The sequence below is a fragment of the Streptomyces sp. NPDC001493 genome (assembly GCF_053597235.1).
Genome location: NZ_JBSFHV010000004.1, coordinates 230,740 through 254,854 on the forward strand (window position 1 = coordinate 230,740; position 24,115 = coordinate 254,854).

Annotated in this window: 17 protein-coding genes; all 17 read right to left on the minus strand. The window is 71.7% G+C overall.

Going from position 1 to position 24,115, the window contains the following annotated elements:
- Nucleotides 1-19: 19 nt before the first annotated feature.
- The 17 genes from ACWCWD_RS08760 to folC all read right to left on the minus strand — a co-directional run bounded on the left by ACWCWD_RS08760 (nt 20) and on the right by folC (nt 24,032).
- Nucleotides 20-1,519: a D-ribitol-5-phosphate cytidylyltransferase gene (locus ACWCWD_RS08760; protein WP_450771283.1), complete on the minus strand. Its 1,500-nt coding sequence runs from the start codon at nt 1,517-1,519 to the stop codon at nt 20-22.
- A gap of 427 nt (nt 1,520-1,946) precedes the next feature.
- Nucleotides 1,947-3,383 (minus strand): GTPase ObgE, encoded by a 1,437-nt coding sequence (gene obgE / locus ACWCWD_RS08765; RefSeq protein WP_450771285.1) that lies wholly within the window; start codon nt 3,381-3,383, stop codon nt 1,947-1,949.
- 139 nt (nt 3,384-3,522) lie between these two features.
- Nucleotides 3,523-3,780, minus strand: coding sequence for a 50S ribosomal protein L27 (gene rpmA / locus ACWCWD_RS08770; protein ID WP_014045902.1), 258 nt, complete (start codon nt 3,778-3,780; stop codon nt 3,523-3,525).
- 11 nt (nt 3,781-3,791) lie between these two features.
- Nucleotides 3,792-4,112 carry a 50S ribosomal protein L21 gene (gene rplU, locus ACWCWD_RS08775; protein ID WP_365920392.1) on the minus strand — a complete coding sequence of 107 codons (321 nt, stop codon included), beginning with the start codon at nt 4,110-4,112 and terminating at the stop codon, nt 3,792-3,794.
- A 425-nt stretch (nt 4,113-4,537) separates the two neighbouring features.
- On the minus strand, nt 4,538-8,821 hold the full coding sequence (locus tag ACWCWD_RS08780) for an Rne/Rng family ribonuclease (RefSeq protein WP_450771287.1): 4,284 nt from the start codon (nt 8,819-8,821) through the stop codon (nt 4,538-4,540).
- A 224-nt stretch (nt 8,822-9,045) separates the two neighbouring features.
- Entirely contained in the window at nt 9,046-9,825 is a 780-nt protein-coding gene (locus ACWCWD_RS08785; protein ID WP_450771480.1) for a TIGR03936 family radical SAM-associated protein, read from the minus strand.
- 123 nt (nt 9,826-9,948) lie between these two features.
- On the minus strand, nt 9,949-11,256 hold the full coding sequence (locus ACWCWD_RS08790) for a hypothetical protein (protein ID WP_450771288.1): 1,308 nt from the start codon (nt 11,254-11,256) through the stop codon (nt 9,949-9,951).
- A gap of 85 nt (nt 11,257-11,341) precedes the next feature.
- A complete protein-coding gene (locus tag ACWCWD_RS08795) occupies nt 11,342-13,267 on the minus strand; it encodes a TIGR03960 family B12-binding radical SAM protein (protein WP_386892292.1) in 1,926 nt (641 codons plus the stop codon).
- 52 nt (nt 13,268-13,319) lie between these two features.
- The gene (locus ACWCWD_RS08800) at nt 13,320-14,870 is read right to left on the minus strand and encodes a CYTH and CHAD domain-containing protein (protein ID WP_450771291.1); all 1,551 of its coding nucleotides are present in this window, start codon (nt 14,868-14,870) and stop codon (nt 13,320-13,322) included.
- A gap of 107 nt (nt 14,871-14,977) precedes the next feature.
- Nucleotides 14,978-16,171 carry a rod shape-determining protein RodA gene (rodA, locus tag ACWCWD_RS08805; protein ID WP_450771293.1) on the minus strand — a complete coding sequence of 398 codons (1,194 nt, stop codon included), beginning with the start codon at nt 16,169-16,171 and terminating at the stop codon, nt 14,978-14,980.
- On the minus strand, nt 16,171-18,342 hold the full coding sequence (gene mrdA, locus ACWCWD_RS08810) for a penicillin-binding protein 2 (RefSeq protein ID WP_450771294.1): 2,172 nt from the start codon (nt 18,340-18,342) through the stop codon (nt 16,171-16,173). The genes rodA and mrdA overlap by 1 nt, the downstream gene beginning before the upstream one ends.
- Nucleotides 18,343-18,382: 40 nt before the next feature.
- Complete coding sequence (mreD, locus tag ACWCWD_RS08815) at nt 18,383-19,042, minus strand: rod shape-determining protein MreD (RefSeq protein ID WP_450771295.1); 660 nt, start codon at nt 19,040-19,042, stop codon at nt 18,383-18,385.
- Between the two features lie 11 nt (nt 19,043-19,053).
- Complete coding sequence (mreC, locus tag ACWCWD_RS08820; protein WP_450771297.1) at nt 19,054-20,175, minus strand: rod shape-determining protein MreC; 1,122 nt, start codon at nt 20,173-20,175, stop codon at nt 19,054-19,056.
- A 122-nt stretch (nt 20,176-20,297) separates the two neighbouring features.
- Entirely contained in the window at nt 20,298-21,317 is a 1,020-nt protein-coding gene (locus tag ACWCWD_RS08825) for a rod shape-determining protein (RefSeq protein WP_124268240.1), read from the minus strand.
- Between the two features lie 293 nt (nt 21,318-21,610).
- Nucleotides 21,611-22,024, minus strand: coding sequence for a nucleoside-diphosphate kinase (gene ndk, locus ACWCWD_RS08830; RefSeq protein WP_266704304.1), 414 nt, complete (start codon nt 22,022-22,024; stop codon nt 21,611-21,613).
- A gap of 112 nt (nt 22,025-22,136) precedes the next feature.
- Nucleotides 22,137-22,493 carry a DUF4233 domain-containing protein gene (locus ACWCWD_RS08835; RefSeq protein WP_450771298.1) on the minus strand — a complete coding sequence of 119 codons (357 nt, stop codon included), beginning with the start codon at nt 22,491-22,493 and terminating at the stop codon, nt 22,137-22,139.
- A 6-nt stretch (nt 22,494-22,499) separates the two neighbouring features.
- Entirely contained in the window at nt 22,500-24,032 is a 1,533-nt protein-coding gene (gene folC / locus ACWCWD_RS08840; protein ID WP_450771299.1) for a bifunctional tetrahydrofolate synthase/dihydrofolate synthase, read from the minus strand.
- Nucleotides 24,033-24,115 lie beyond the last annotated feature (83 nt).

Genomic DNA, 24,115 nt, shown 5'->3' on the forward strand with positions numbered 1-24,115 from the left:
GGTGGATTGTCAAGCAGTATTACACATCGGCCTGTCGGTCCAGGACGGCGGCCAGCGCCTGCTCGAAGCCCGATGCCTCGGAGGCGCCCCGGGTCGGGTCCTGCTGCCGGACGTCGATGACGTGCCCGGTCATCTCGGAGAGCAGCACGTCGAGGGAGGTCCGGGCGACCGCCTCGGAGGAGAGCAGCGACCCCGCGGGCTCGTCGCCGAAGGCCTTCGTACGCATCGGGGTGGCGGTGCGCTCCGGGTTCACGCAGTTCACACGCACCCCGTCACCGGCCCACTCGTCCGAGAGCGCCTGGGTGAGATTGACCATGGCGGCCTTGGTGGAGGAGTACAGGCTGTACTCGGCCCGCCCCCGGGTGTAGCTGCTGGAGGTGTAGAGGAGCAGCTGGCCCTTGGACTCGGCGAGGAACTTGTGCGAGGCCCGGGCGATCTGGACCGGCGCGAGGTAGTTGACGTTCAGGGCTTCCTGGATCGTCGCGTTGTCCGTCTCGGCGAGCTTGCCGATCCGCAGCACCCCGGCGGTGTTGACGACGTAGTCGACCCGGCCGGTCTCGGCGTACGCCGTGGAGAGCGCGTCGTCGATGTGCTCCGGGTTCTCCACGTGCGTACCGGTGGTGGACCGGCCGAGCGCGTAGACCTTGGCGCCGAACGACTCGGCGAGGGCGGCGATGTCCGCGCCGATGCCGTAGGAGCCGCCGAAGACGACCATGGTCTTCCCGGTCAGCGCTTCCCGGTAGGCCGCGTCGTCGGCGGGCGACGGTACGGCCGTGGAGGCCAGCTGGAAGAGCTTGTCCGCGATGAAGACGTCGACCGGCTGGGTCACCTTCATGTTGTACTCGTCGCCCGCGACGACGTAGATCGGCACGTCGGGCAGGTACTTCAGGACCACCGAGCAGTCGTCGGTCGCCTGGAAGTTCGGGTCGCCGGCCGCGACCTCGTACGCCCGGCGGATGGTGGAGAGCTTGAACGCCTGCGGCGTCTGGCCCCGGCGCAGGCGGGAGCGGTCGGGGACCTCGGTGATGAACTCGCCGTCGCCGCCGTGCGTGCGGGTCACGATGATCGTGTCCGCGGACGGGATGGCGACGTCCACCGCTTCGTACCGTCCGAGGGCGTCCACGCAGTCGGTGATGACGCGCTGCGACAGCAGGGGGCGCACGGCGTCGTGGAAGAGGACGTTGCGGTCCTCGCCCTCCGCCAGGCCCTCGCCGAGCACGGAGATGGCCCGCTCGGTGGTCTCGTTGCGCGTCGTCCCGCCCTCGATGACCTTGACCACCTTGGTCAGGCCGGCCTTCGCGACGATCTTCTCGACGTCGGCGACATAGCCGGGCGCCATCAGCACGATGATGTCGTCGATCGACTCGGACTGCTGGAAGATCGACAGGGTGTGCTCGATGACAGCCTTGCCTGCGATCTTCAGCAGCTGCTTGGGGATGGACAGTCCCACGCGCTGACCGGTACCCCCGGCGAGCACGACTGCTGTGGTACGGGCTTGGGCTATGTGCTGCACAGACACAGACGACCTACCTTGCGAGGGCTCGGGAACCCCCCGATGGTTGCACTCTCCGTTACCATCTCGCAAGGTGGACGTCGAGTGGGGGCCGCCCCTACGACACCCGCCGTTCCCGTGTGAGCAGGGCCGTTACCTGCGAAAGTGCCGCGCGAGCAGGTGACCGACACCACACGGTTGAGCGGCCGATGTCCCGGCTGAGCACCGCGGACGGCCTCTTCGTTTCACCCGACCGGCGGACACGCACCGCCCCGCCTCACCCGTCCGGGGGGCTTCCTGGATTCCGTAGCGCCGCACCGCCCGCCCCCGAACGCCCGAGGGCCCCTCCCCCGGCGACCGCGCGGGGCCCGGGGCCCTGCTGCGGTGCCGGCGGAGAGGCCCGCACCGGGCTTCACGTGCCCGGTGCTCCTCACGGCTCTTGGAACGGCTCCCTTTAGAAGGGGTCGAACTCGTCGTACTCCTTCTGCGCGTCGTCCCGCTCGGCGTCGCGGTCCCGGCGGCGCTGCGCGGCGGGGCGCGGGGCCTCCAGGCGGTGGTCCTCGCCACGGCGGCCGAGCATCTCCGCGCCGGCCATCATCGTCGGCTCCCAGTCGAAGACGACCGCGTTCTCCTCGGCACCGATGGCCACACCGTCGCCCGCGCGGGCGCCGGCCTTCATCAGGGCGGTCTCGACGCCGAGGCGGTTCAGCCGGTCCGCGAGGTAGCCGACGGCCTCGTCGTTGTTGAAGTCGGTCTGACGCACCCAGCGCTCGGGCTTGTCGCCGCGCACCCGGTAGATGCCCTCTTCGTCGACGGTCACGGTGAACCCGGTGTCGTCGACGGCCTTCGGGCGGATGACGACGCGGGTCGCCTCCTCCACCGGCTTGGCGGCACGGGCCTCGGCGACGATCCCGGCCAGCGCGTACGAGAGGTCGTTGAGGCCCTTGTGGGCGATCGCGGAAACCTCGAAGACGCGGTAGCCGCGCGCCTCCAGCTCCGGGCGGATCATGTCGGCCAGGTCCTGGCCGTCCGGGATGTCGACCTTGTTGAGGGCGACGATGCGGGGCCGGTTCTCCAGGCCGCCGTACTGACGCAGCTCCTCCTCGATGATGTCGAGGTCGGAGACCGGGTCACGGTCGGACTCCAGCGTCGCCGTGTCCAGCACGTGCACGAGCACCGAGCAGCGCTCGACGTGGCGGAGGAACTCCAGGCCGAGGCCGCGGCCCTGGCTGGCGCCGGGGATGAGGCCCGGGACGTCGGCGATGGTGTAGACGGTCTCACCGGCGGTGACGACACCGAGGTTCGGGACGAGCGTCGTGAACGGGTAGTCCGCGATCTTCGGCTTGGCCGCCGAGAGCACCGAGATCAGCGAGGACTTGCCCGCGCTCGGGTAGCCGACCAGCGCCACGTCGGCGACGGTCTTGAGCTCCAGGACGATGTCGCGGTCCTCGCCCGGCTCGCCGAGCAGCGCGAAGCCGGGGGCCTTGCGGCGGGCCGAGGAGAGCGCGGCGTTGCCGAGGCCGCCGCGGCCGCCCTGTCCGGCGACGAACGTGGTGCCCTGGCCGACGAGGTCGGCGAGGACGTTGCCGTCCTTGTCGAGGACGACGGTGCCGTCCGGCACGGGCAGGACCAGGTCCTGGCCGTCCTTGCCCGAACGGTTGTCGCCCGCGCCGGGCTGGCCGTTGGTGGCCTTGCGGTGGGGGTGGTGGTGGTAGTCGAGCAGCGTGGTCACGGCCTGCTCGACGACGAGGATCACGTCGCCGCCGCGTCCGCCGTTGCCGCCGTCGGGTCCGCCGAGGGGCTTGAACTTCTCACGGTGGACGGAGGCACAGCCGTGGCCTCCGTTACCCGCGGCGGCATGGAGCTCGACGCGGTCCACGAAGGTGGTCATGGTGGGTGCCTCCAGGTACTGCTATCTACGGATCTGTCTCTGATGTAACACGCCGAGGGCGGACCCGCTTCCCCGTCGACCGGGAAAGCTGAGATCCGCCCTCGGAAGGTGTTGCGTCGTTACCGTGCTCGCCGGAAGATCAGGCGGCGACGGGAACGATGTTGACGACCTTGCGGCCGCGGTGCGTACCGAACTCCACCGCACCGGCGGTCAGCGCGAACAGCGTGTCGTCGCCGCCACGGCCGACGCCCGTGCCCGGGTGGAAGTGGGTGCCGCGCTGGCGGACCAGGATCTCACCGGCGTTGACGGCCTGACCGCCGAAGCGCTTCACGCCGAGCCGCTGAGCATTGGAGTCGCGCCCGTTCCGAGTGGACGATGCGCCCTTCTTGTGTGCCATGTCTCAGTCCCTTACTTCGCAGCCGCGGGGATACCGGTGACCTTGATCGCCGTGTACTGCTGGCGGTGACCCTGGCGACGGCGGTAGCCGGTCTTGTTCTTGTAGCGAAGGATGTCGATCTTCGCGCCCTTGTGGTGGTCCACGACCTCGGCCTGGACCTTGATGCCGGCCAGGACCCACGGGTCGCTGGTCACGGCTTCGCCGTCGACAACGAGCAGGGTCGAGAGCTCGACCGTGTCGCCAACCTTGGCAGTGGAAATCTTGTCAACCTCAACGATGTCACCGACAGCAACCTTGTGCTGGCGGCCACCGCTGCGCACGATGGCGTACACGCGGATCTCTCTCTCGCTCGGAACGGATCCCCTGATGCCAGCCGCTCGCACGGGCCGGAGCCCGGGACGATCCGGAAGGATGAGCGGCCTCTCCTGGCGCGGAACCGCACCGGGAGGGATGTGCTCAGGGGTAGGCGCACAGACAAACACGCCGAGGGTCAAGGCTACGGGGCCACCGCCCGACGGGTCAAACCGCCCCCGGCGAGCCCTCGCGTCCCCGTGCGGCGTACGGGGACTCCCGCCCGGCGTACGCCTCCCGAAGAGCTCCACCGGTCCGCGAGCGGCCCGGACGGGCCGCGCAGGGGCCCTGGCCGTACAAGGGCGCGGGCACACACGGCCCAGTGCCCGGGGACGCGCCGGTGGGCCGCTCCCCCGCGTCGGGGAAACGGCCCACCGGTGGTGGTGCGTACGGGATCAGCCCGCGGTCACTCCTCGGAACCGGCCGAGGACGAACCGGCCGACTGCTCGGCGGCGACGGCCTTCTTGGTCGCCCGCTTCGCCGGCGCCTTCTTGGCCGTCGTCGTCTTCTTCGCGGTCGTCGTCTTCTTGGCCGCCGTCGCCTTCTTGGCCGGGGCCGCCGCCTTCTTGGCCGGGGCCGCCTTCTTGGCCGGAGCCTTCTTGGCGGTCTTGCGCGCCGCCGTCTTCTTGGCGGGCGCGGCCTCCTCGGCGTCTCCGGCCTCGGCGACGGGCGCCTCGGCGACCTCGTCGGCCGCGGCGGGCGTACCCGTCACGACGACGATCTCGGCCTCACCGGCACCGGACGGCGAGCCCGCCGGAGCGGTCGCCTTCCGGGTCGCCCGGCGGCGGGCCCGCGGCGGAGCCGCTGCCTCGGGGGCCTCCACCGGCGCCTCGGCGACCGGCGCGGGCGCCTCGACGACCGGGTCCTCGACGGCCACCGGCTCGGCGGTGGGCTCGACGGGGGTCACCGGCTCCGCCGGGGCGGCCTGCTTCGGCGAACCCGCCGGAGAGGTCGCCTTACGGGTCGCCCTGCGGCGCGTACGGCCCTGGGGCGCGGCCTCGGGGGCCTCCTGCTCCACGACGGGCTCCGGCTCCACGACGGCCTCCACGACCGGCGCGGGCTCGGCGACCGGCCGCGCGGCCTCGGCCGGCTCCGACTCGACGACCGGCGCCGACTCGACGACCGGCTTCTCCTCGACGACCGGCGCCGGGGCGGCGGCCTTGGGAGCGCCGGCCGGGGCCGACACCTTGCGGGTCGCCCTGCGACGCCCACGGCCGCGGGAAGCCGCCGCCTCCGCCTCGGCGGGGCTGCTGTACAGCTCCTCGTCCGGGACGAACTCGGGCTCCGGCAGCGCCACCGGCTCGGCCACCTCGGCGGCGACCTCCGCCAGGGACTCGTGCTCCGGCTCGTGACCGTGGTCCTGCTCGTGCTGGTGGTCCTGCTCGTGACCGTGGTCCTGGTCCGCGCCGCCGCGGCGCTTCTTGGACCGCTTGCCGCCACCGCCGCCGCCGGACGTCGTCGGCTGCTCCATGTGCACGATCACTCCGCGCCCGTTGCAGTGGACGCAGGTCTCGGAGAACGACTCCAGCAGGCCCTGGCCGACCCGCTTACGGGTCATCTGGACGAGCCCCAGCGAGGTCACCTCGGCGACCTGGTGCTTCGTACGGTCGCGTCCCAGGCACTCCAGCAGGCGCCGGAGCACCAGGTCGCGGTTGGACTCCAGCACCATGTCGATGAAGTCGACGACGACGATGCCACCGAGGTCGCGCAGCCGCAGCTGACGCACGATCTCCTCGGCCGCCTCCAGGTTGTTCTTGGTGACGGTCTCTTCGAGGTTGCCGCCCTGGCCGGTGAACTTGCCGGTGTTGACGTCGACGACGACCATCGCCTCGGTCTTGTCGATCACCAGCGAGCCGCCGCTGGGCAGGTAGACCTTGCGGTCCAGCGCCTTCATCAGCTGCTCGTCGATGCGGTACGTCGCGAAGATGTCGACCTCGGAGGTCCACCGCGACAGCCGGTCCGTCAGGTCGGGGGCGACCTGCGAGACGTATCCGTGGATCGTCTCCCAGGCGTCGCCGCCGCTCACGATGACCTTCGAGAAGTCCTCGTTGAAGATGTCGCGGACGACCCGGACTGTCATGTCCGGCTCGCCGTAGAGCAGCGTCGGCGCGTTGGAGCTGCCGGTGGCACGCGACTTCCGCTGGATCTCCTCCCACTGGCCCTGGAGGCGCTCGACGTCACGGCGGAGCTCGTCCTCGCTCGCGCCCTCGGCGGCGGTGCGCACGATGACGCCCGCGTCCTCGGGAACGATCTTCTTGAGGATGGTCTTCAGCCGGGCGCGCTCGGTGTCGGGGAGCTTGCGGCTGATCCCGGTCATCGAGCCCTCGGGCACGTAGACGAGGTAGCGGCCGGGCAGGGAGACCTGGCTGGTCAGGCGGGCGCCCTTGTGGCCGATCGGGTCCTTCGTCACCTGGACGAGCACCGACTGGCCGGACTTGAGGGCGGTCTCGATGCGGCGCGGCCCGTGGGCCATGCCGAGCGCCTCGAAGTTGACCTCACCGGCGTACAGCACGGCGTTGCGGCCCTTGCCGATGTCGACGAACGCGGCCTCCATCGACGGCAGCACGTTCTGGACCTTGCCCAGGTAGACGTTGCCGACGTAGCTGGTGGCCTGCTCCTTGTTGACGTAGTGCTCGACGAGCACGTTGTCCTCGAGGACGCCGATCTGGGTGCGCTCGCCGCTCTGGCGGACGACCATGACCCGCTCGACGGCCTCGCGGCGGGCCAGGAACTCGGCCTCGGTGATGATCGGGACGCGGCGGCGGCCCTGCTCGCGGCCCTCGCGGCGGCGCTGCTTCTTCGCCTCCATACGGGTCGAGCCCTTGATGGACTGGACCTCGTCGAAGCCGGTGCCGGGCTCGCGGTCGGCCGACTCGCGGCTGCGGCGCTCCCGCGGCTCGCGGACCTTGACGACCGTGCGCTCCGGGTCGTCGGAGCCGGAGGCGTGGGCTCCGTTGTCGGTGCCGTTGTCGACCGCGTCACCGCTGCGGCGGCGACGGCGGCGGCGACGACGGCTGCTGCTGGATCCGCCGGCGGCGGAGTCGTGGCGCTCGTCGTCCTCGTCGTGGTCGCCGTCGTTGTCGTCGGCGTGCGTCACGGCGGGCTGCTGCTCGTCTCCACGGTCGGCGGAGGAGTCGGACGGGGCGGAGTGCTCCGTCTCGTAACCCTCGTCGCCGTCGCCCGCGTCACCGCGGCGGCGGCGCCGGCCACCGCGACGGCGGCGGCGCGACGGGCGGTCGCCGTACTCGTTGTCGTCGGCGGCCTCGTGCTCCGCCTCGGTCTCGGTCTCGGTCGCGTCCTCGGCCTCGGGCTCCGCCTCCGGTTCGACGGGCGCGACGGTCTGCTCGGCCTCGGGGGCCTCGCCGCGACGGCGGCGACGGCGGCGCGGGGTCTGCCCGGCGGGCTCGGCGGGCGCGGGCGCCTCGACGGCCTGCTGCGTGTCCTCGGTCTCTTCCTCGTCCTCCGGCTCCACGTACGGCGGAGCGGCGGCGGCCGCGGCGGCCGCGGTCTCCGGGGTCTGGAACATCGGCTCGGAGAAGACCGGCGCCTGGAAGACGGCCACGGCCGGGCGGGTCGCGCGGCGACCGCGGCGGACGGGCTCCTCGGTCGCGGTGAACGCCGGGCGGCCGGCGGGAGCGGCCGGGCTGGTGGCGGGAGCGGCGGAGCTGGTGGCGGGAGCGGCCGGGCGGCCGGCGGGGGCGGTGGCGCGGCGGCGCTGACGGCCGCGCGGCGCGGTCTCCGCGACCTCCTCGGGCTCGGCGGCGAGCTCCTCGGCGACGGCCTCGGGAAGGGCTTCGCCGACCGGCTCGGCCGGCTCGGCGGCGGGCTCGGCGGCCTGCGGCGCACCGGCGGGCGAGGTCGCCTTGCGGGAGGCGCGGCGACGGCCTCGCGGCGCCTCGACCACGGTCTCCTCGGGGGCGGCCTGCTCCACGACGGCCTCGGCCACCGGAGCGGTCTCGACCACGATCTCCTCGGGCGCGGCGCTCTGCGGCGCACCGGCGGGAGCGGTCGCCTTGCGGACGGCACGACGACGGGCACGCGGCGCCGGAGCCTCCACCGGCTCCTCCACGGCCTTCTCCTCGACCGGCTCCACGACGGCCTCGGCCACCGGAGCCTCCACGGCGGCGCCCTTCGGCGCACCGGCCGGGGACGTCGCCTTACGGACGGCACGACGACGGCCGCGCGGCGCCTCGACCACAGGCTCGGCCTCCTCGACGGCCTCGGCCACCGGAGCGGCCTCGACCACGATCTCCTCGGCGACGGCGGTGGTGTCGGCGGCCTGCGGCGCACCGGCCGGAGCGGTCGCCTTACGGACGGCACGACGACGGGCACGCGGCGCCGGAGCCTCCACCGGCTCCTCCACGGCCTTCTCCTCGACCGGCTCCACGACGGCCTCGGCCACCGGAGCCTCCACGGCGGCGCCCTTCGGCGCACCGGCCGGGGACGTCGCCTTACGGACGGCACGACGACGGCCGCGCGGCGCCTCGGCAGCGGGCTCGGCCTCCACGGCGGCCTCGGCCACCGGAGCGGCCTCGACGGCCGGCGTCTCGTCCTGGGTCTTCGCGGCTCCGCCGGACGGCGGGCCGGCGGGGCGGGAAGCGGCGCGGCGCCTGCGGCGCGGCGGCAGCTTGTCCCCGGGGGTGTTCTCTTCGTTGTTCCCGGTCGTGCCGGGTTCGGTCGGCTCAAGCATGCGGGCGGTTCTCCCGTCGCGCTCCCGGGCGCCGCGCTGGTCCGGTCCGGCGGGGTGGTCGCGTGGTTGCGCGACCCCGCTGTCCGGGGCGCGGGCGCCGCACGGGAGCTGATGTCTGGCTCGCCGGTTCCGTACGCGGTGTGCGTACGGCCTGGCGAAAGTCTTCTGGTCAGTGCGCGGCCCGACCCCGGTGCCTTCCCGGGGGCCGCGCTACAACGACCGCCTTACGCGGAACCCGAACCTTCAGGCGCCGTCGCGACACTCCCGGGGGCCGTCGCGGGGACGGCCGGGGGTGCGTCGCGGTCGGGCGCGAGCGGGTCGGTCACCGTGCCGGACTCCTCGTCGAAGAGCCCCTGCGCCAGCCTGGTCACCGCTACGGGGACCGGCGGCGCCAGGTCGGCCACAGCTCGGAGACCGGACAGGACGTCGTCGGGTCGTACGGCGGGTGTCATGTGCCGCACTACCAGGCGCAGTATCGCACAGGCGGTGTCCACGGACCCATCGGCCTGTGGATCGAGGGCTTGCAGATCGACCACGGCCTCGCGGGCGTCGAAGGTACGCATACCGTTCTTCGCCCGGCGCTGGACCTCGACCGTTTCGGCGGCGAGGAAGGCGGCCACGGCCTGTTCGGCGTCCTGGACGGTGACGCCGTCCAGGCGCATCTCCCACACGGAGGCGGTCAGCCGGTCGGCGAGCCCGGAGGTCCGGGCCTCCACGGCGTCGGTGATGTCGAGGCCGTCCGGGAGGGAATCGTTGAGGAGGTCCTGCAGGACCTTCGGGTCGCGGTACTCGGTGAGCGCGATCTCCAGGAACTCGGCCTCGCTGCCGGTGCCGGTCGGAGCCGCGTTGGCGTACGAGACCTTGGGGTGCGGGGTGAAGCCCGCCGAGTAGGCCATGGGCACCTCGGAGCGGCGCAGGGCCCGCTCGAAGGCACGCTGGAAGTCTCGGTGGCTGGTGAACCGGAGGCGGCCGCGCTTGGTGTAGCGCAGTCGGATGCGCTGCACCGCCGGTGCGGGCGGCGGGCCTTCGGGCTGTCGCTTGCCCAGTGGTTCTTCTCCTCGGTGCGGGGCGGGCGCGGTCACGCGCCGCCCACGAAGTACAGGTCGTCACGGGGGGCCAGCCCCGGCTCACCCCCTCCGGCCTGTGGTTGTGCCGGGCGGGGAGATCTCGGGTGCGGGCGCCGCGCCGTGCACGGGTGTCGCATGGTGCTCCTCACCCAGAGTACGCGCAGTAACCCTCCCGGGTCCGCCGACCTCCGGGTTCGCCGGTCGGCCGGTGAACGCGTGCCATGCGTCGCGGCGGGCCTGGCGGACGGCGTCGCGTGCCGTACGCAGCGTGTCGCGCACGGCACGTCCGGTCGCCGCGGCGACGGTACGGGCGGGCTTCCACACCCAGTCGCGCAGGGCGTGCCCGACCGGGGTGCAGAGGGTGCGGTAGCACCAGGTCAGCGGGGCGACGAGGAGAGTGCGGAGCAGCCACACCAGGGCCCGCCCGAGCGCCCGGCTGATCATTCCGGTGACCCGCCAGGCCACCACGAGCGCCGCCGCGGTCTCCCGGAGCACCGGGTGGAGGACGCGCCGCCAGAGCCAGGCGACGGGGACGACGACCAGCACCCGCAGGCACCACGCGAGCCCGCGCCCGAGCGGGGTGAGCACCGACCGCCAGAACCAGACCGGCGACACCACCAGCAGGATGTGCGCCAGCCGGGCGACGGCGACACCGAGGGGGGTCAGGACGTACCGCCAGAGGCCGACGAAGGGCAGGACGAAGAGGACGAGGCCGAGCCACCGCAGTGCGACGACGAGCCCGCGGCCGAGCGGGACCAGCAGGACGAGCAGGGTGCGGTACAGGCTCCGCAGCCCGTGTCCGGCCGGGGTGAGGACGGCCGCGTACAGCCACCCGAGCGGGATGAGAACCCCGTACCGGACGACCGGTACCAGCACGTACCGCCAGAGGACGACCACCGGCCACACGGTCAGCGCCCGGACCACCAGCACCAGCGCACGGCCGAGGGGGGTGAGCACCGCGCGGTACAGCCACACCAGCGGCACGACCACGAGATACGCCCACGCCCAGACCAGCGGCACGACGACCAAGTGACGCCACACCCAGACCACCGGGACGACGACCAAGTAACGCCACGCCCAAGCAACCGGGAGGACGACCAGGCAGCGCCACGCCCAGGCGACGCCACGGCCCAGCGGCCGCAGCACCATCCGCTCCAGGGCGCGGAACGTGACGACGAGCAGGTCCCAGGCGACGCGCACCGGCAGCACGACGAGCACCGCGACGATCCGGACCGGGATGCGGACGAGTTCGACGACGCAGCCGTCGCCGGGTTCGTATCCGGCGGGCACCTGGTGCCGGCCGGGCCCGGGCCGCTGTCCCGGCACCCCGGGGGCCGGTGTGCCGTGGGGGTCCTTCTCGCTCTCCATGGAGCCATCATGCGGAAGGCCCGCCCCGGGGAGATCCCCGGGACGGGCCTTTGTCACACGCTTGGTACGCCGGCCGGCGCGCCGGTCACTTCACCACGGTGAGCGGCAGCAGCTTCTTGCCGGTGGGGCCGATCTGGATGTCCAGGTCGAGCTGCGGGCAGACGCCGCAGTCGAAGCAGGGGGTCCAGCGGCAGTCCTCGACCTCGGTCTCGTCGAGCGAGTCCTGCCAGTCCTCCCAGAGCCAGTCCTTGTCCAGGCCGGAGTCGAGGTGGTCCCAGGGCAGGACCTCCTCGTAGGTCCGCTCGCGGGTGGTGTACCAGTCGACGTCCAGGCCGAAGCCGGGGAGCGTCTTGTCGGCGCAGGCCATCCAGCGGTCGTAGCTGAAGTGCTCGCGCCAGCCGTCGAACCGGCCGCCGTCCTCGTACACCGCGCGGATGACCGAGCCGACGCGGCGGTCACCGCGCGAGAGCAGGCCCTCGACGATGCCGGGCTTGCCGTCGTGGTAGCGGAAGCCGATGGAGCGGCCGTACTTCTTGTCGCCGCGGATCTTGTCGCGGAGCTTGGCGAGCCGCGCGTCGGTCTCCTCGGCGCTCAGCTGCGGCGCCCACTGGAACGGGGTGTGCGGCTTGGGGACGAAGCCGCCGATGGAGACGGTGCAGCGGATGTCGTTCTGGCCGGACACCTCGCGGCCCTTGGCGATCACGTTGACCGCCATGTCGCCGATCTGGAGGACGTCCTCGTCGGTCTCGGTGGGCAGGCCGCACATGAAGTACAGCTTGACCTGGCGCCAGCCGTTGCCGTACGCGGTGGCGACCGTACGGATCAGGTCCTCCTCCGAGACCATCTTGTTGATGACCTTGCGCATGCGCTCGGAGCCGCCCTCGGGGGCGAAGGTGAGACCGGACCGACGGCCGTTGCGGGTCAGCTCGTTGGCGAGGTCCACGTTGAACGCGTCGACGCGGGTGGACGGCAGCGAGAGGCCGATCTTGTCCTCGGTGTACCGGTCGGCGAGGCCCTTGGCGATCTCGCCGATCTCGGTGTGGTCGGCGGAGGAGAGCGAGAGCAGGCCGACCTCCTCGAAGCCGGTGGCCTTCAGGCCGCGGTCGACCATCTCGCCGATGCCGGTGATGCTTCGCTCCCGCACGGGGCGCGTGATCATGCCGGCCTGGCAGAAACGGCAGCCGCGGGTGCAGCCGCGGAAGATCTCGACGGACATCCGCTCGTGGACGGTCTCGGCGAGCGGGACCAGCGGCTGCTTCGGGTAGGGCCACTCGTCGAGGTCCATGACCGTGTGCTTGGACACACGCCACGGCACGCCCGACTTGTTGGGCACGACACGGGCGATGCGGCCGTCCGGGAGGTACTCGACGTCGTAGAAGCGCGGGACGTAGACGCCGCCGGTACGGGCGAGGCGGAACAGCACCTCGTCCCGGCCGCCGGGCCGGCCCTCGGCCTTCCAGGCGCGGATGATCTCGGTGATCTCCAGGACCGCCTGCTCGCCGTCGCCGATGACCGCGCAGTCGATGAAGTCGGCGATGGGCTCGGGGTTGAACGCGGCGTGGCCGCCCGCGAGCACGATCGGGTCGTCCATCGTGCGGTCCTTGGACTCCAGCGGGATGCCCGCCAGGTCCAGGGCGGTGAGCATGTTGGTGTAGCCGAGCTCGGTGGAGAAGCTCAGCCCGAAGACGTCGAACGCGCCGACGGGCCGGTGGCTGTCCACGGTGAACTGGGGCACCTTGTGCTCGCGCATCAGCTCTTCGAGGTCCGGCCAGACGCTGTACGTGCGTTCGGCGAGGACCCCTTCGCGCTCGTTGAGCACCTCGTAGAGGATCATGACGCCCTGGTTGGGCAGACCGACCTCGTACGCGTCGGGGTACATGAGCGCCCAGCGGACGTCGCATTCGTCCCACGGCTTGACGGTGGAGTTCAGCTCACCGCCGACGTACTGGATGGGCTTCTGCACATGCGGGAGCAGAGCTTCGAGCTGTGGGAAGACCGACTCGGCAGACATCTCGCGAACCTTCGTGAGCTGGCAGGGGTGACCATCCAGCGTACCCCGCTGCTCAGCTCTTCAACGCCGCCCGCAGCCGGGCCCCGGCCGCGCGGGCCCACACGTGCGGCAGTTCGTCCTCCAGCCGGGCCGCCGCCGCCTCCTCGCGGCCGTACAGAAGTCCCCAGGTGAAAGCGGACTCACCGGCTCCGTGGGCGTGCACGGCCATGGCGCGCAGGGTGCCGCGGGCGACCACACCGTCCTGGTGGTCGCCGAGCAGGCTCTGCACGGCCTTGACCCGTTTGGCGAGGCGCTTGGCGGGCTTGCCGAGGGCGGGGCGCGCCGCCTCGGCCGCGTACCGGGTGCGCTTGGCCGCCTTGCGGGCCCGGTGCAGCGCGAGGTCGCGGTCGTGGCCCGGCGGCAGGTCCAGGGCACGGTGGACCCGGGCGGCGAGCCGGTGGTGGTCCTTCAGCACCGCACGGGCGAGCGTCGGGGCGGCGTCCTCGCCGGCCGCGGGCAGCAGCGGCGGGCCGGCGAGCAGCGCGTCCAGGCCGTCGAGCAGCGCGAGGTGGCGCTCGCTGTCGAGCGCCCCGAGGATCCGGCGACGGGCGTCGGCGCGTTCCGCCGCCCCCCACCGCTCCAGCCTGCCCCGCACCGGCCCCAGCAGCAGGGCGGGTTCCACCCCGTCGACGCGGCCGGACAGCCGCGCCTCCAGGACCTCGTGGTCCCGGGCGGTCCCCAGTTCGGCGGCGAGCCACTTCAGCTCGGCGCCCAGCTGGTCGGTGACGGCCCGGTCGAGGACCTTCCGGTACGTCCTGAAGGCGCTGCGCAGCCGCCGGGTGGCGACCCGCATCCGGTGCACCGCGTCGGGCAGGTCGCGGCGGACCGCCGGGTCGAGGGTGACGATCGTCTCGGTCTGACGGCGTACGTAGGCGAGGACCTGCTCGCCCGCGGTGCCGGGCTCCCCGCCCGCCCGCGCCCCGGGCCCGGTCATCTCCCCCGGTGCCGTGTTCTCCCCCGGTGCCGTCTCGGCGAGCGCCCGGCCCACCTTTGAGGCGGCGGCCGAGGGGTGTACGCCCGCCCCGGCGAGCCGCTCCTCCACGGCGTCCAGGAAGGCGGGGTCGCCGTCGTCGGCCAGCTCGACCTCGATCTCGGTCCACCCGGCGGCGGCTCCCGCCCCGTCCCCGGTGAGCCTTTCCGCGAGGACGGTGTCGACGCTCAGCTCGGCGAGCAGCCGGCCCCCGGCGTCGGTGAGGTGGTGGACGTCGCGCGAGGAGAGCAGCCGGACGACCGGGACCACGGGCCGGCCGCGGACCCGGGAGCGGATCAGTCCGGCGAGCGCGTCGGGCAGGGTGTCGGCGAGCGGCGCGCGGATCTCGTCGCGTACGCCGGGGGCGACGGGGAACTTCACGTGCCAGCCCTCTTCGTCGCCGCCGGTCCTGCGGCGCAGGGTGACGGAGCCCGCCGCCAGCCGGAAGTCCTCGGTGTCGTAGTAGACCGCGTCGAGTTCCACGACCCCGCGGGGCACGGACGCGGCCGTTCCGGCCACCCCGGTGAGGTCGGGCAGCCGGATGCCGGGAGCCGCTTCGTACTTCCGCTCGATCTCGCGCTTCACGTCGGCCATGCTCCGAATCTAACGCCGGGGCCCGGTGGATTCACGGGCCCGGACAGCCCTCCGGCCCGGTGGCAGCTGCCACCGGGCCGGAGGGCGGGTACGCACCGTGCGGGTGCTCAGGCGCTCATCGGCCGCTGCACCCGGATCGACTGGAGCAGCCCGATCGCCACCCAGACGGCGAACATCGACGACCCTCCGTACGAGACGAAGGGCAGCGGCAGACCGGCGACCGGCATGATGCCGAGGGTCATGCCGATGTTCTCGAACGCCTGGAAGGCGAACCAGGCGATGATCCCGGCGGCCACGATCGTGCCGTAGAGCTCGGTGGTCTCGCGGGCGATGCGGCAGGCGCGCCAGAGGACGACGCCGAGCAGGACGATGATCAGCCCGGCGCCCACGAAGCCCAGCTCCTCGCCGGCGACGGTGAAGACGAAGTCGGTCTGCTGCTCGGGGACGAACTGGCCGGTGGTCTGGGTGCCGTGGAAGAGCCCGGTGCCGGTGAGGCCGCCGGAACCGATGGCGATGCGCGCCTGGTTGGTGTTGTAGCCGACGCCCGCCGGGTCCAGGGCGGGGTTGGCGAAGGCGGCGAACCGGGCGATCTGGTAGTCGTCCAGCAGTCCCAGCTGCCAGACCGAGACGGCGCCGAGGGCGCCCGTGCCGAGGAGTCCGAAGACCCAGCGGTTGGAGGCGCCGGAGGCGAGCAGGACGCCGAGGACGATGAAGGCCATCACCATGACCGACCCGAGGTCGGGCATGAGCATGACGATGCCCATCGGGATCGCGGCGACCCCGAGCGCCTTGGCGACGGTCCGGTGGTCGGGGTGGAGCTGGTCACCGGCGTCGACGCGGGAGGCGAGCAGCATCGCCATGCCGAGGATGATGGTGATCTTGGTGAACTCGGAGGGCTGGAGCGAGAATCCGCCGCCGATGATGATCCACGCGTGCGCGCCGTTGACCGTGGCGCCGAGCGGACTGAGGACCGCCAGCACCAGGACGACGGAGAACGCGTAGAGGATCGGTACGGCTCCGCGCAGGGTGCGGTGGCCGAGCCAGATCGTGCCGATCATCAGGCCGAAGCCGATGCCGGTGTTGAGGGCGTGGCGGAAGAGGAAGTAGTACGGGTCGCCGTGGGTGAGGCTGTCGCGTCCGCGGGTCGCCGAGTAGACGAGCATCGACCCGATGAAGGAGAGCGCGAGCGCCGAACCGAGCAGCGGCCAGTCGAGCCGCCGCACGACCGAGTCGCGTGCGGTGAGCCAGGCCCAGGAGGACCGCTCGGGGCCGTACCCGGAGACGGAGAAGCCACCGGCCATCAGTCACGCCTCCCGAGCGTCGCGGCGAGCGCCTGCTGCCCCTCGCCGAGGGGCTTGTTGGCGTCGGGGTCGTACGGCTTGACCTTCGGCGCGTTGATCGTGCCGTCGGGCTGGATCTTCGGCAGGGTCTTCTGCGGCGTGGGCAGCAGCGCCTTCTTGAGGTCCTGCTTGCCTTCGGCGTCGAGGCCGTAGAGGGCGTTGTAGATGTTGCGCACGGCGGGGCCGGAGGCGCCGGAGCCGGTACCACCCTGGGAGATCGTCATGACGATCGAGTAGTCCTTGGTGTACGTGGCGAACCACGAGGTCGTCTGCTTGCCGTAGACCTCGGCGGTACCCGTCTTGGCGTGCATCGGGATCTTGTCCTGGGGCCAGCCGCCGAACCGCCAGGCGGCGCTGCCCCGGGTCGCGACACCCGCGAGGGCTTCGTCTATGTCGTCGCGCGTGGTCCCGGTGAAGGGCAGCTTGCCGTGCGAGACGGGCTTGATCTCCTGGACCGTCCTGCCGTCGCCGCTGACGATCGCCTTGCCGACGGTGGGGTCGTAGAGGGTGCCGCCGTTGGAGATCGCGGCGTAGATGGTGGCCATCTGGATCGGGGTGACGAGGGTGTCACCCTGGCCGATCGAGTAGTTGACGGAGTCACCGGCGCGCATCTTGTCGCCTTCGCGGCAGTTCTCGTACTCGATCTGCTGGGCGTACGTCCCGTCCTTCTTGCCGTCCTTGCACCAGAAGGCCTTGTTGGCCTTGAAGAAGTTCTCCTTCCACTGGCGGTCCGGGACGCGGCCGGTGACCTCGTTGGGGAGGTCGATGCCGGTCTCCTTGCCGAGACCGAACTGGTGCGCGGTCTTGTAGAACCAGTCGCCGGGGTTCTTCTTCGGGTTGGTGCCGCCGTCCTTCAGCCACTCCTTGTGCGCGATGCCGTAGTAGACGGTGTCGCAGGAGACCTCCAGGGCGCGGCCTATGGTGATGGAGCCGTACCCCTGGGACTCGAAGTTCTTGAAGGTCTGGCCGCCGATGGAGTACGAGCTGGGGCACGGGTAGTTTCCGTCGAACGGGTACCCGGCGTTGACCGCCGCCGTGGAGGAGACGACCTTGAAGATGGAGCCGGGGGCCGCCTGGCCCTGGATCGCGCGGTTCAGCAGCGGGTAGTTGGACTTCTTGGTGGTGAGCTTCGTGTAGTCCTTGGCGGAGATGCCGCCGACCCAGGCGTTGGGGTCGTAGTCCGGCAGCGAGGCCATCGCGACGACCCGGCCGGTCTTCGCCTCCATCACGACGACGGCGCCGGAGTCGGCCTTGTAGTTCATGTCGGTGTTCTTGTCGAACTCCTTGCGGGCCGTCTTCATCGCCTTGTCGAGCTCGTACTCGGCGACGGACTGCACGCGTGCGTCTATCGACGTGACGACGGACGATCCGGGCTCGGCCGGGTCGTTCGCGGCCTGCCCGATGACCCGGCCGAGGTTGTCGACCTCGTAGCGGGTGACGCCCGCCTTGCCGCGCAGCTCCTTGTCGTACGTGCGCTCCAGGCCGGAGCGGCCGACCTGGTCGGAGCGGAGGTACGGCGACTCGGTGTCCTGGGCCTTGGTGATCTCCTCGTCGGTGACCGGGGAGAGGTAGCCGAGGACCTGGGCGGTGTTGGCGCCGCCGGGGGCCGCGTACCGGCGTACGGCGGTGGGTTCGGCGGTGATGCCGGGGAAGTCCTCGGCGCGCTCGCGGATCTGGAGGGCCTGCTGGGTGGTGGCCTCGTCGGTGACCGGGATCGGCTGGTAGGGCGAACCGTTCCAGCAGGGCTGCGGGGTCTTCGCGTCGCAGAGCCGGACCTTGTCCTTCACGTCCTGCGGCTTCATGTCGAGGACGTCGGCGAGGCGGGTGAGGACGGCGTCGCCGTCGTCCTTCATCTTCAGCAGCTCGGTGCGGCTGGCGGAGACGACGAGACGGGTCTCGTTGTCGGCGAGCGGCACACCGCGCGCGTCGAGGATGTCGCCCCGGACGGCGGGCTGCACGACCTGCTGGACGTGGTTGTTCTTGGCCTCGTCGGTGTACTCCTGGCCGTTGCGGATCTGGAGGTACCAGAGCCGGCCGCCGAGCGTCAGGAGGAGGGAGAAGACGAGGATCTGGATGACGACGAGGCGGATCTGGACGCGCTGGGTCCGGCCGGTCTCGGGGATGTTGCTCACGGTGCGCCCCCGTCGGTGGTGCTCGGGTGCTGGTCCGGCCTCACAGTCGCTTGACCCCCTTGATCCTTCCCGCGCGCGCGGCGCGATTGCGGGCGGCCCTGACGCGGAGTCCGCCGCGCTGGCTGCCGATCGTCAGGCCGGTGCCCGAGGAGAGCCAGCCGGCGGAGACGTCGCCGCCGGCCGACTCGGAGACCGGGTCGTTCTCGGTGCGTCTGGCGAGCCCCATGATCAGCGGTACGACGAACGGCGCGAGCAGCAGGTCGTACACGGTGGCCGTGAACACCAGGCTCGTGAGGCCGACGTGCCGGGCCGCGGTGTCGCCGACGAGGGCGCCCACGAGCGCGTACAGCAGGGTGGTGCCGACGGCCGCCACGACGACGAACGCCATGGGGCCGAAAGCCGACTTGAGCTGCCCGTTCTCCGGCCGGAACAGCCCCGCGAGGTAGCCGATGACGCAGAGCACCAGGGCGTAGCGCCCGGCGGCGTGGTCGGCGGGCGGGGCCAGGTCGGCGAGGATGCCCGCGCCGAATCCGATCAGCGCGCCGCTGACGTGCCCGTACACGAAGGCGAGTCCGAGGACGGTGAGCAGCAGCAGGTCGGGGACGGCTCCGGGGAGCTGGAGCCGTGCGAGCACGGATACCTGGACCACGAGGGCGACCACGACGAGGGCGACGGAGAGCAGCGTCCGGTTCAAGCGCATGGGGTTCTGCCCTACTCCTGGTCGTCTGCCTGGCCGTCGGGGTCGGCGGCGGCGTCGGTGTCTGCGTTGGCGTTCGCGTCGGCGTCCGCATTGGCGTTCGCGTCGGGGAGCGCGGCGACGTCGGTGGCTCCGGCCGCCGCCTCGCCCGAGGCGGTCGCGCCGGGCGTCTGGTGGATGTTGCCGACGACCTTGCCGTTGCCGTCGACGAGGTCGCCGTTGGGCTGGACGGTCACGGTGACGGTCGGGGTGGGCTTCGGCTTGGCCGGCTTGGCGGCCTTCTTCGGCAGGACCGCGTCGCGCGGGTCCGTGCGGGGGGCCTCCACGACGATGCCGACGATGTCGAGCTTGGTGAAGCCGACGAACGGCTTGACGTAGACGGTCCGGGTGAGGTCGCCGTTGGACGGGTCGACGCGGACGACCTCGCCGACCGGGACGCCGGGCACGAACGGCTTGCCCTTGCTGGATCCGAAGGTGACGAGCCGGTCGCCCTTCGCCACCTTGGCCTTGCCGTTGAGGAACTGCACCGAGAGCGGGCTGGTGCCCTGGCCGGTGGCGAAGCCGAGTTCGTCGGTCTTCTCCATCCGGGTGCCGACGGTGAAGTCCGGGTCGTTGGCGAGAAGTACGGTCGCGGTGTTCGGGCCGACGGTGGTGACGCGGCCGACGAGTCCCTCGCCGTTGAGCACGGTCATGTCGCGGGCGATGCCGTCCTTGGAGCCGGCGTCGATGGTGATCGTCCAGGAGAAGCCCTGGGCCGCTCCTATGGCGATGACCTGGGCGCCCTTGATGCCGTACTGGCCGGCGTTCGCGTTCTTGAGGATCGCGTCGAGCTGGCGGACCCGGCTGTTGGTGCGGGCGTCGCTGCCGAGCTCCGTCTTGAGCTCGGCGTTCTCCTTCTCCAGGGCCGCGATCCTGTCGTGCCGGTCCCCGGAGTCCCGGACGGCGCCGATGGCGTTGCCCACCGGGTCCACCGCCGCCGCCACGCCGTTCTCGACAGGTCCGAAGACCGTCGCGGCGGCCTGCCGGGCGCCGTCCACCGGCGAGTCCTCGCCGCCGCGGATGTCCACCGTGATCAGTGCGAACGCGATGACGATCAGCAGCACCAGGAGCAGCCGGCTCTCTCGTGTGTCCCTCACGTGCGGCGGCCGTGCCTTCCTCGTAGGAATGTTCGTGCCTGTATATCAACGATCTGCCGTACGGGGCGGCAGCGCCCGCACGGCAGACCGAAGGTGTGTCAGGGGCCCGTCGGCCGCACCGCTCAGCGGCGCGGCTGGGCGTCCAGGACCTGCTGGAGCGCCTCGAACTCCTCGACGCACTTGCCGGATCCGAGCGCCACCGAGTCCAGCGGGTCCTCGGCGATGTGGATCGGCATGCCCGTCTCGCGGCGCAGCCGCTCGTCCAGCCCGCGCAGCAGCGCACCGCCGCCGGTGAGGACGATGCCGCGGTCCATCACGTCGCCGGAGAGCTCGGGCGGGCACTTGTCGAGCGTCGTCTTCACGGCGTCGACGATCGCGTTGACCGGCTCCTCGATGGCCTTGCGCACCTCGGCGGCCGAGATGACGACCGTCTTGGGCAGCCCGGAGACGAGGTCCCGGCCGCGGATCTCGGTGTGCTCGTCCTTGTCCATGTCGTACGCGGAACCGATCGTGATCTTGATCTGTTCGGCGGTGCGCTCACCGAGGAGGAGGGAGTACTCCTTCTTGATGTGCTGGATGATCGCGTTGTCCAGCTCGTCCCCGGCGACCCGGATCGACTGGGCAGTGACGATTCCGCCGAGGGAGATCACCGCGACCTCGGTGGTGCCGCCGCCGATGTCGACGACCATGTTGCCGGTGGCCTCGTGGACGGGGAGGCCGGAGCCGATGGCCGCCGCCATGGGCTCCTCGATGATGTGCACCTGGCGGGCACCGGCCTGCGTCGACGCCTCGATGACGGCGCGGCGCTCGACCCCCGTGATGCCGGAGGGCACGCAGACGACGACGCGCGGGCGGGCCAGGTAGCGGCGCTTGTGGATCTTGAGAATGAAGTAGCGGAGCATCCGCTCGGTGATCTCGAAGTCGGCGATGACGCCGTCCTTCAGCGGCCGTACGGCAACGATGTTGCCCGGCGTACGGCCGATCATCTTCTTGGCCTCGGAGCCGACCGCGAGAATGCCGCCGGTGTTGGTGTTGATGGCCACGACGGACGGCTCGTTCAGGACGATGCCGCGCCCCCTGACGTACACCAGCGTGTTGGCAGTCCCGAGGTCGATAGCCATGTCACGACCGATGAACGACATTGAGTTCCCCTTGTTCCCCATGAGGATGCGGCGGTGCCTTCCCGAGAAAGCATGATGGCTGGTTCTGCTCGGCGAATCCGGCGCGCTGCGGGTGTGGAAGCTTCCATCGTAGTGCCGGGTGCACGTACGCAGCGCGAGGGTCATTCGCCTTACCGGGTGGAACGACTACCCGTCCCACCCATGGTGACGTTACGTCGGTGGGATGCGTTCCCGCGATCGGTGTACGTATACCGAAGGGCGACCGAATTACTTCGGTCGCCCCGGGTCACCAGCGCTGTTTGGCCGATCGGCCGTCAGGACAGACCCGGAAAGAAAAGCTTCAGTTCCCGCTCCGCGGACTCCTCGGAGTCCGAGGCGTGGATGAGGTTCTCCCGGGTGATCGTCCCGAAGTCGCCGCGGACGGAACCGGGCGCGGCGGCGATCGGGTCGGTCGGGCCGGCCAGGGCGCGGACGCCCTCGATGACCCGCTCGCCCTCGGCGACCAGGGCCACGACGGGACCGGAGGCCATGAACTCCACGAGCGGCTCGTAGAACGGGCGGCCCTTGTGCTCGCCGTAGTGGGCTTCCAGCGTGTCCCCGTCGAGCGTGCGCATCTCCAGGGCGGTGATCCGCCAGCCCGCCTTGCGCTCGATGCGGCCGACGATCTCGCCGATCAGCCCACGCCGGACCGCGTCCGGCTTGAGGAGAACGAGGGTGCGCTGGGTCATGTCGTGCGGCTCCTTGCGGGTGGCGGGGTGCGGGAGAGCGAGATTACAGGGGCCGGACCGGGCCCCGACGGGTGGGGGTTACGCTGCGTCAAGCTCAGGGGTGGGCGAAGGGTCAGCCGGTGGCCGACGCGGCGTCGGCCTCCAGGGCCGCCCAGCGGGCCTTCGCCTCGTCGATCTTCCGGCCGTAGTGGACCGACGCCCACCACAGGGCGGCGAAGGCGACACCGAGGATGTACATCACCGGGACGAAGAAGCCGCTCACCACGAGCGCGATCTGGAGCGCCCAGCCCAGTGCGACACCACCGGGGCGGGTGAGCATGCCGCAGAGCAGCACGGAGAGCAGCATGCCGATGCCGCACACGGTCCAGACGGTCGCCGCGGTCAGGTCGTCCGACTTCATCGCGACGAGCCCGGCGAAGCCGATCACGAAGAACTCGCCGATCAGTGTCGACGCGCAGAGGGTACGCACAGGGGGTCAGCCCCTTCCCAGGAGCAGCCGGGCCTCGCCGACCGTGATCACGGAACCGGTCACCAGCACGCCGGCGCCCGCGTATTCGTCCTCTTCCTCGGCCAGGGTGATCGCCGCCTCCAGCGCGTCGTCGAGCCGGGGCTCCACCTGGACGCGGTCGTCGCCGAAGACCTCGACCGCGACGGCGGCCAGGGCGTCGGCGTCCATCGCCCGGGCGCTGGAGTTCTGGGTGACGACGATCTCGGCGAAGATCGGCTCGAAGGCTTCGAGGAGCCCGCGCACGTCCTTGTCGTCGCTGGCACCGACGACCCCGATGAGCCGGGAGAAGCTGAAGGCCTCGGAGATGCCCTCGGCGGTGGCCGCGGCGCCGGCCGGGTTGTGGGCGGCGTCCAGGACGACGGTCGGGCTGGAGCGGACGACCTCCAGACGGCCCGGCGAGCGGACCGAGGCGAAGGCGGTGCGGATCGCGTCGATGTCGAGCGAGCGGGTCTGCTCGCCGCCGATGCCGAAGAACGCCTCCACCGCGGCGAGCGCCACCGCCGCGTTGTGCGCCTGGTGGGCGCCGTACAGCGGGAGGAAGATGTCGGTGTACTCGGAGGCCGCGCCGCCGAGTCCGCGCAGCGTCAGCAGCTGGCCGCCGACCGCGATCTCGCGGGAGACGACGCCGAACTCCATGCCCTCGCGGGCCACCGTCGCGTCGACCTCGACGGCCTTCTTGAGCATCACCTGCGCGGCGTCCACCGGCTGCTGGGCCAGCACGACCGTCGCGCCCTGCTTGATGATCCCGGACTTCTCCCCGGCGATCTCGGCGGGCGTGTTGCCGAGCCGGTCGGTGTGGTCGAGCGAGATGGGGGTGACGACGGCGACGTTCGCGTCGATCACGTTGGTGGCGTCCCAGGTGCCGCCCATGCCGACCTCGACCACGGCGACGTCGACCGGCGCGTCGGCGAAGGCCGCGTACGCCATGCCCGTCAGCACCTCGAAGAAGGAGAGGCGGTACGGCTGCTGGGCGTCGACCATCTCGACGTACGGCTTGATGTCCTGGTACGTCTCCACGAACCGCTCGGGGGCGATCGGGGAGCCGTCCAGGCTGATCCGCTCGGTGATCGACTGGACGTGCGGCGAGGTGTAACGGCCGGTGCGCAGGTCGAAGGCGTTGAACAGGGCCTCGATCATGCGGGCCGTGCTGGTCTTGCCGTTCGTCCCGGTGATGTGGACCGAGGGGTACGCGCGCTGCGGCTCGCCGAGCACGTCCATCAGGGCGGCGATCCGGGTGACGGAGGGTTCGAGCTTGGTCTCACCCCAGCGCCCGGCCAGCTCCTGCTCCACGGCGCGCAGCGCCGCGGCGGTCTCGGGGTCCTCGGGCGTGGCCGGGGGCGCGTCGGACACCGGCGGCCCGGACTGGGTGCGCAGGGTGCGGCTCCCGGCCTCGATCACCGCCAGGTCGGGGTCGCGCTGGGTTGCTTCGTCCACGATCTCCGAGAAGGTGTCGTCGGACTCTGACGCGTCGTGCCGGTCTGAAGGGCGGGGCTCACTCACGGGGCCCAGTCTACGGATCGCCGCGGACATCGCGCGCAGCGCCCGCACCGGGCGGCGGACCGGTGGTATACGGCGAGGCCCCG

Coding starts and splice junctions, on each gene's coding strand:
- rpmA (WP_014045902.1), bottom strand. CDS start 3,780: ATGGCACACAAGAAGGGCGCATCGTCCACTCGGAACGGGCGCGACTCC.
- ACWCWD_RS08825 (WP_124268240.1), bottom strand. CDS start 21,317: ATGTCGTTCATCGGTCGTGACATGGCTATCGACCTCGGGACTGCCAAC.
- ndk (WP_266704304.1), bottom strand. CDS start 22,024: ATGACCCAGCGCACCCTCGTTCTCCTCAAGCCGGACGCGGTCCGGCGT.
- ACWCWD_RS08795 (WP_386892292.1), bottom strand. CDS start 13,267: ATGTCTGCCGAGTCGGTCTTCCCACAGCTCGAAGCTCTGCTCCCGCAT.
- obgE (WP_450771285.1), bottom strand. CDS start 3,383: ATGACCACCTTCGTGGACCGCGTCGAGCTCCATGCCGCCGCGGGTAAC.
- ACWCWD_RS08790 (WP_450771288.1), bottom strand. CDS start 11,256: ATGGAGAGCGAGAAGGACCCCCACGGCACACCGGCCCCCGGGGTGCCG.
- ACWCWD_RS08780 (WP_450771287.1), bottom strand. CDS start 8,821: ATGCTTGAGCCGACCGAACCCGGCACGACCGGGAACAACGAAGAGAAC.
- mreD (WP_450771295.1), bottom strand. CDS start 19,042: ATGCGCTTGAACCGGACGCTGCTCTCCGTCGCCCTCGTCGTGGTCGCC.
- rodA (WP_450771293.1), bottom strand. CDS start 16,171: ATGGCCGGTGGCTTCTCCGTCTCCGGGTACGGCCCCGAGCGGTCCTCC.
- ACWCWD_RS08800 (WP_450771291.1), bottom strand. CDS start 14,870: ATGGCCGACGTGAAGCGCGAGATCGAGCGGAAGTACGAAGCGGCTCCC.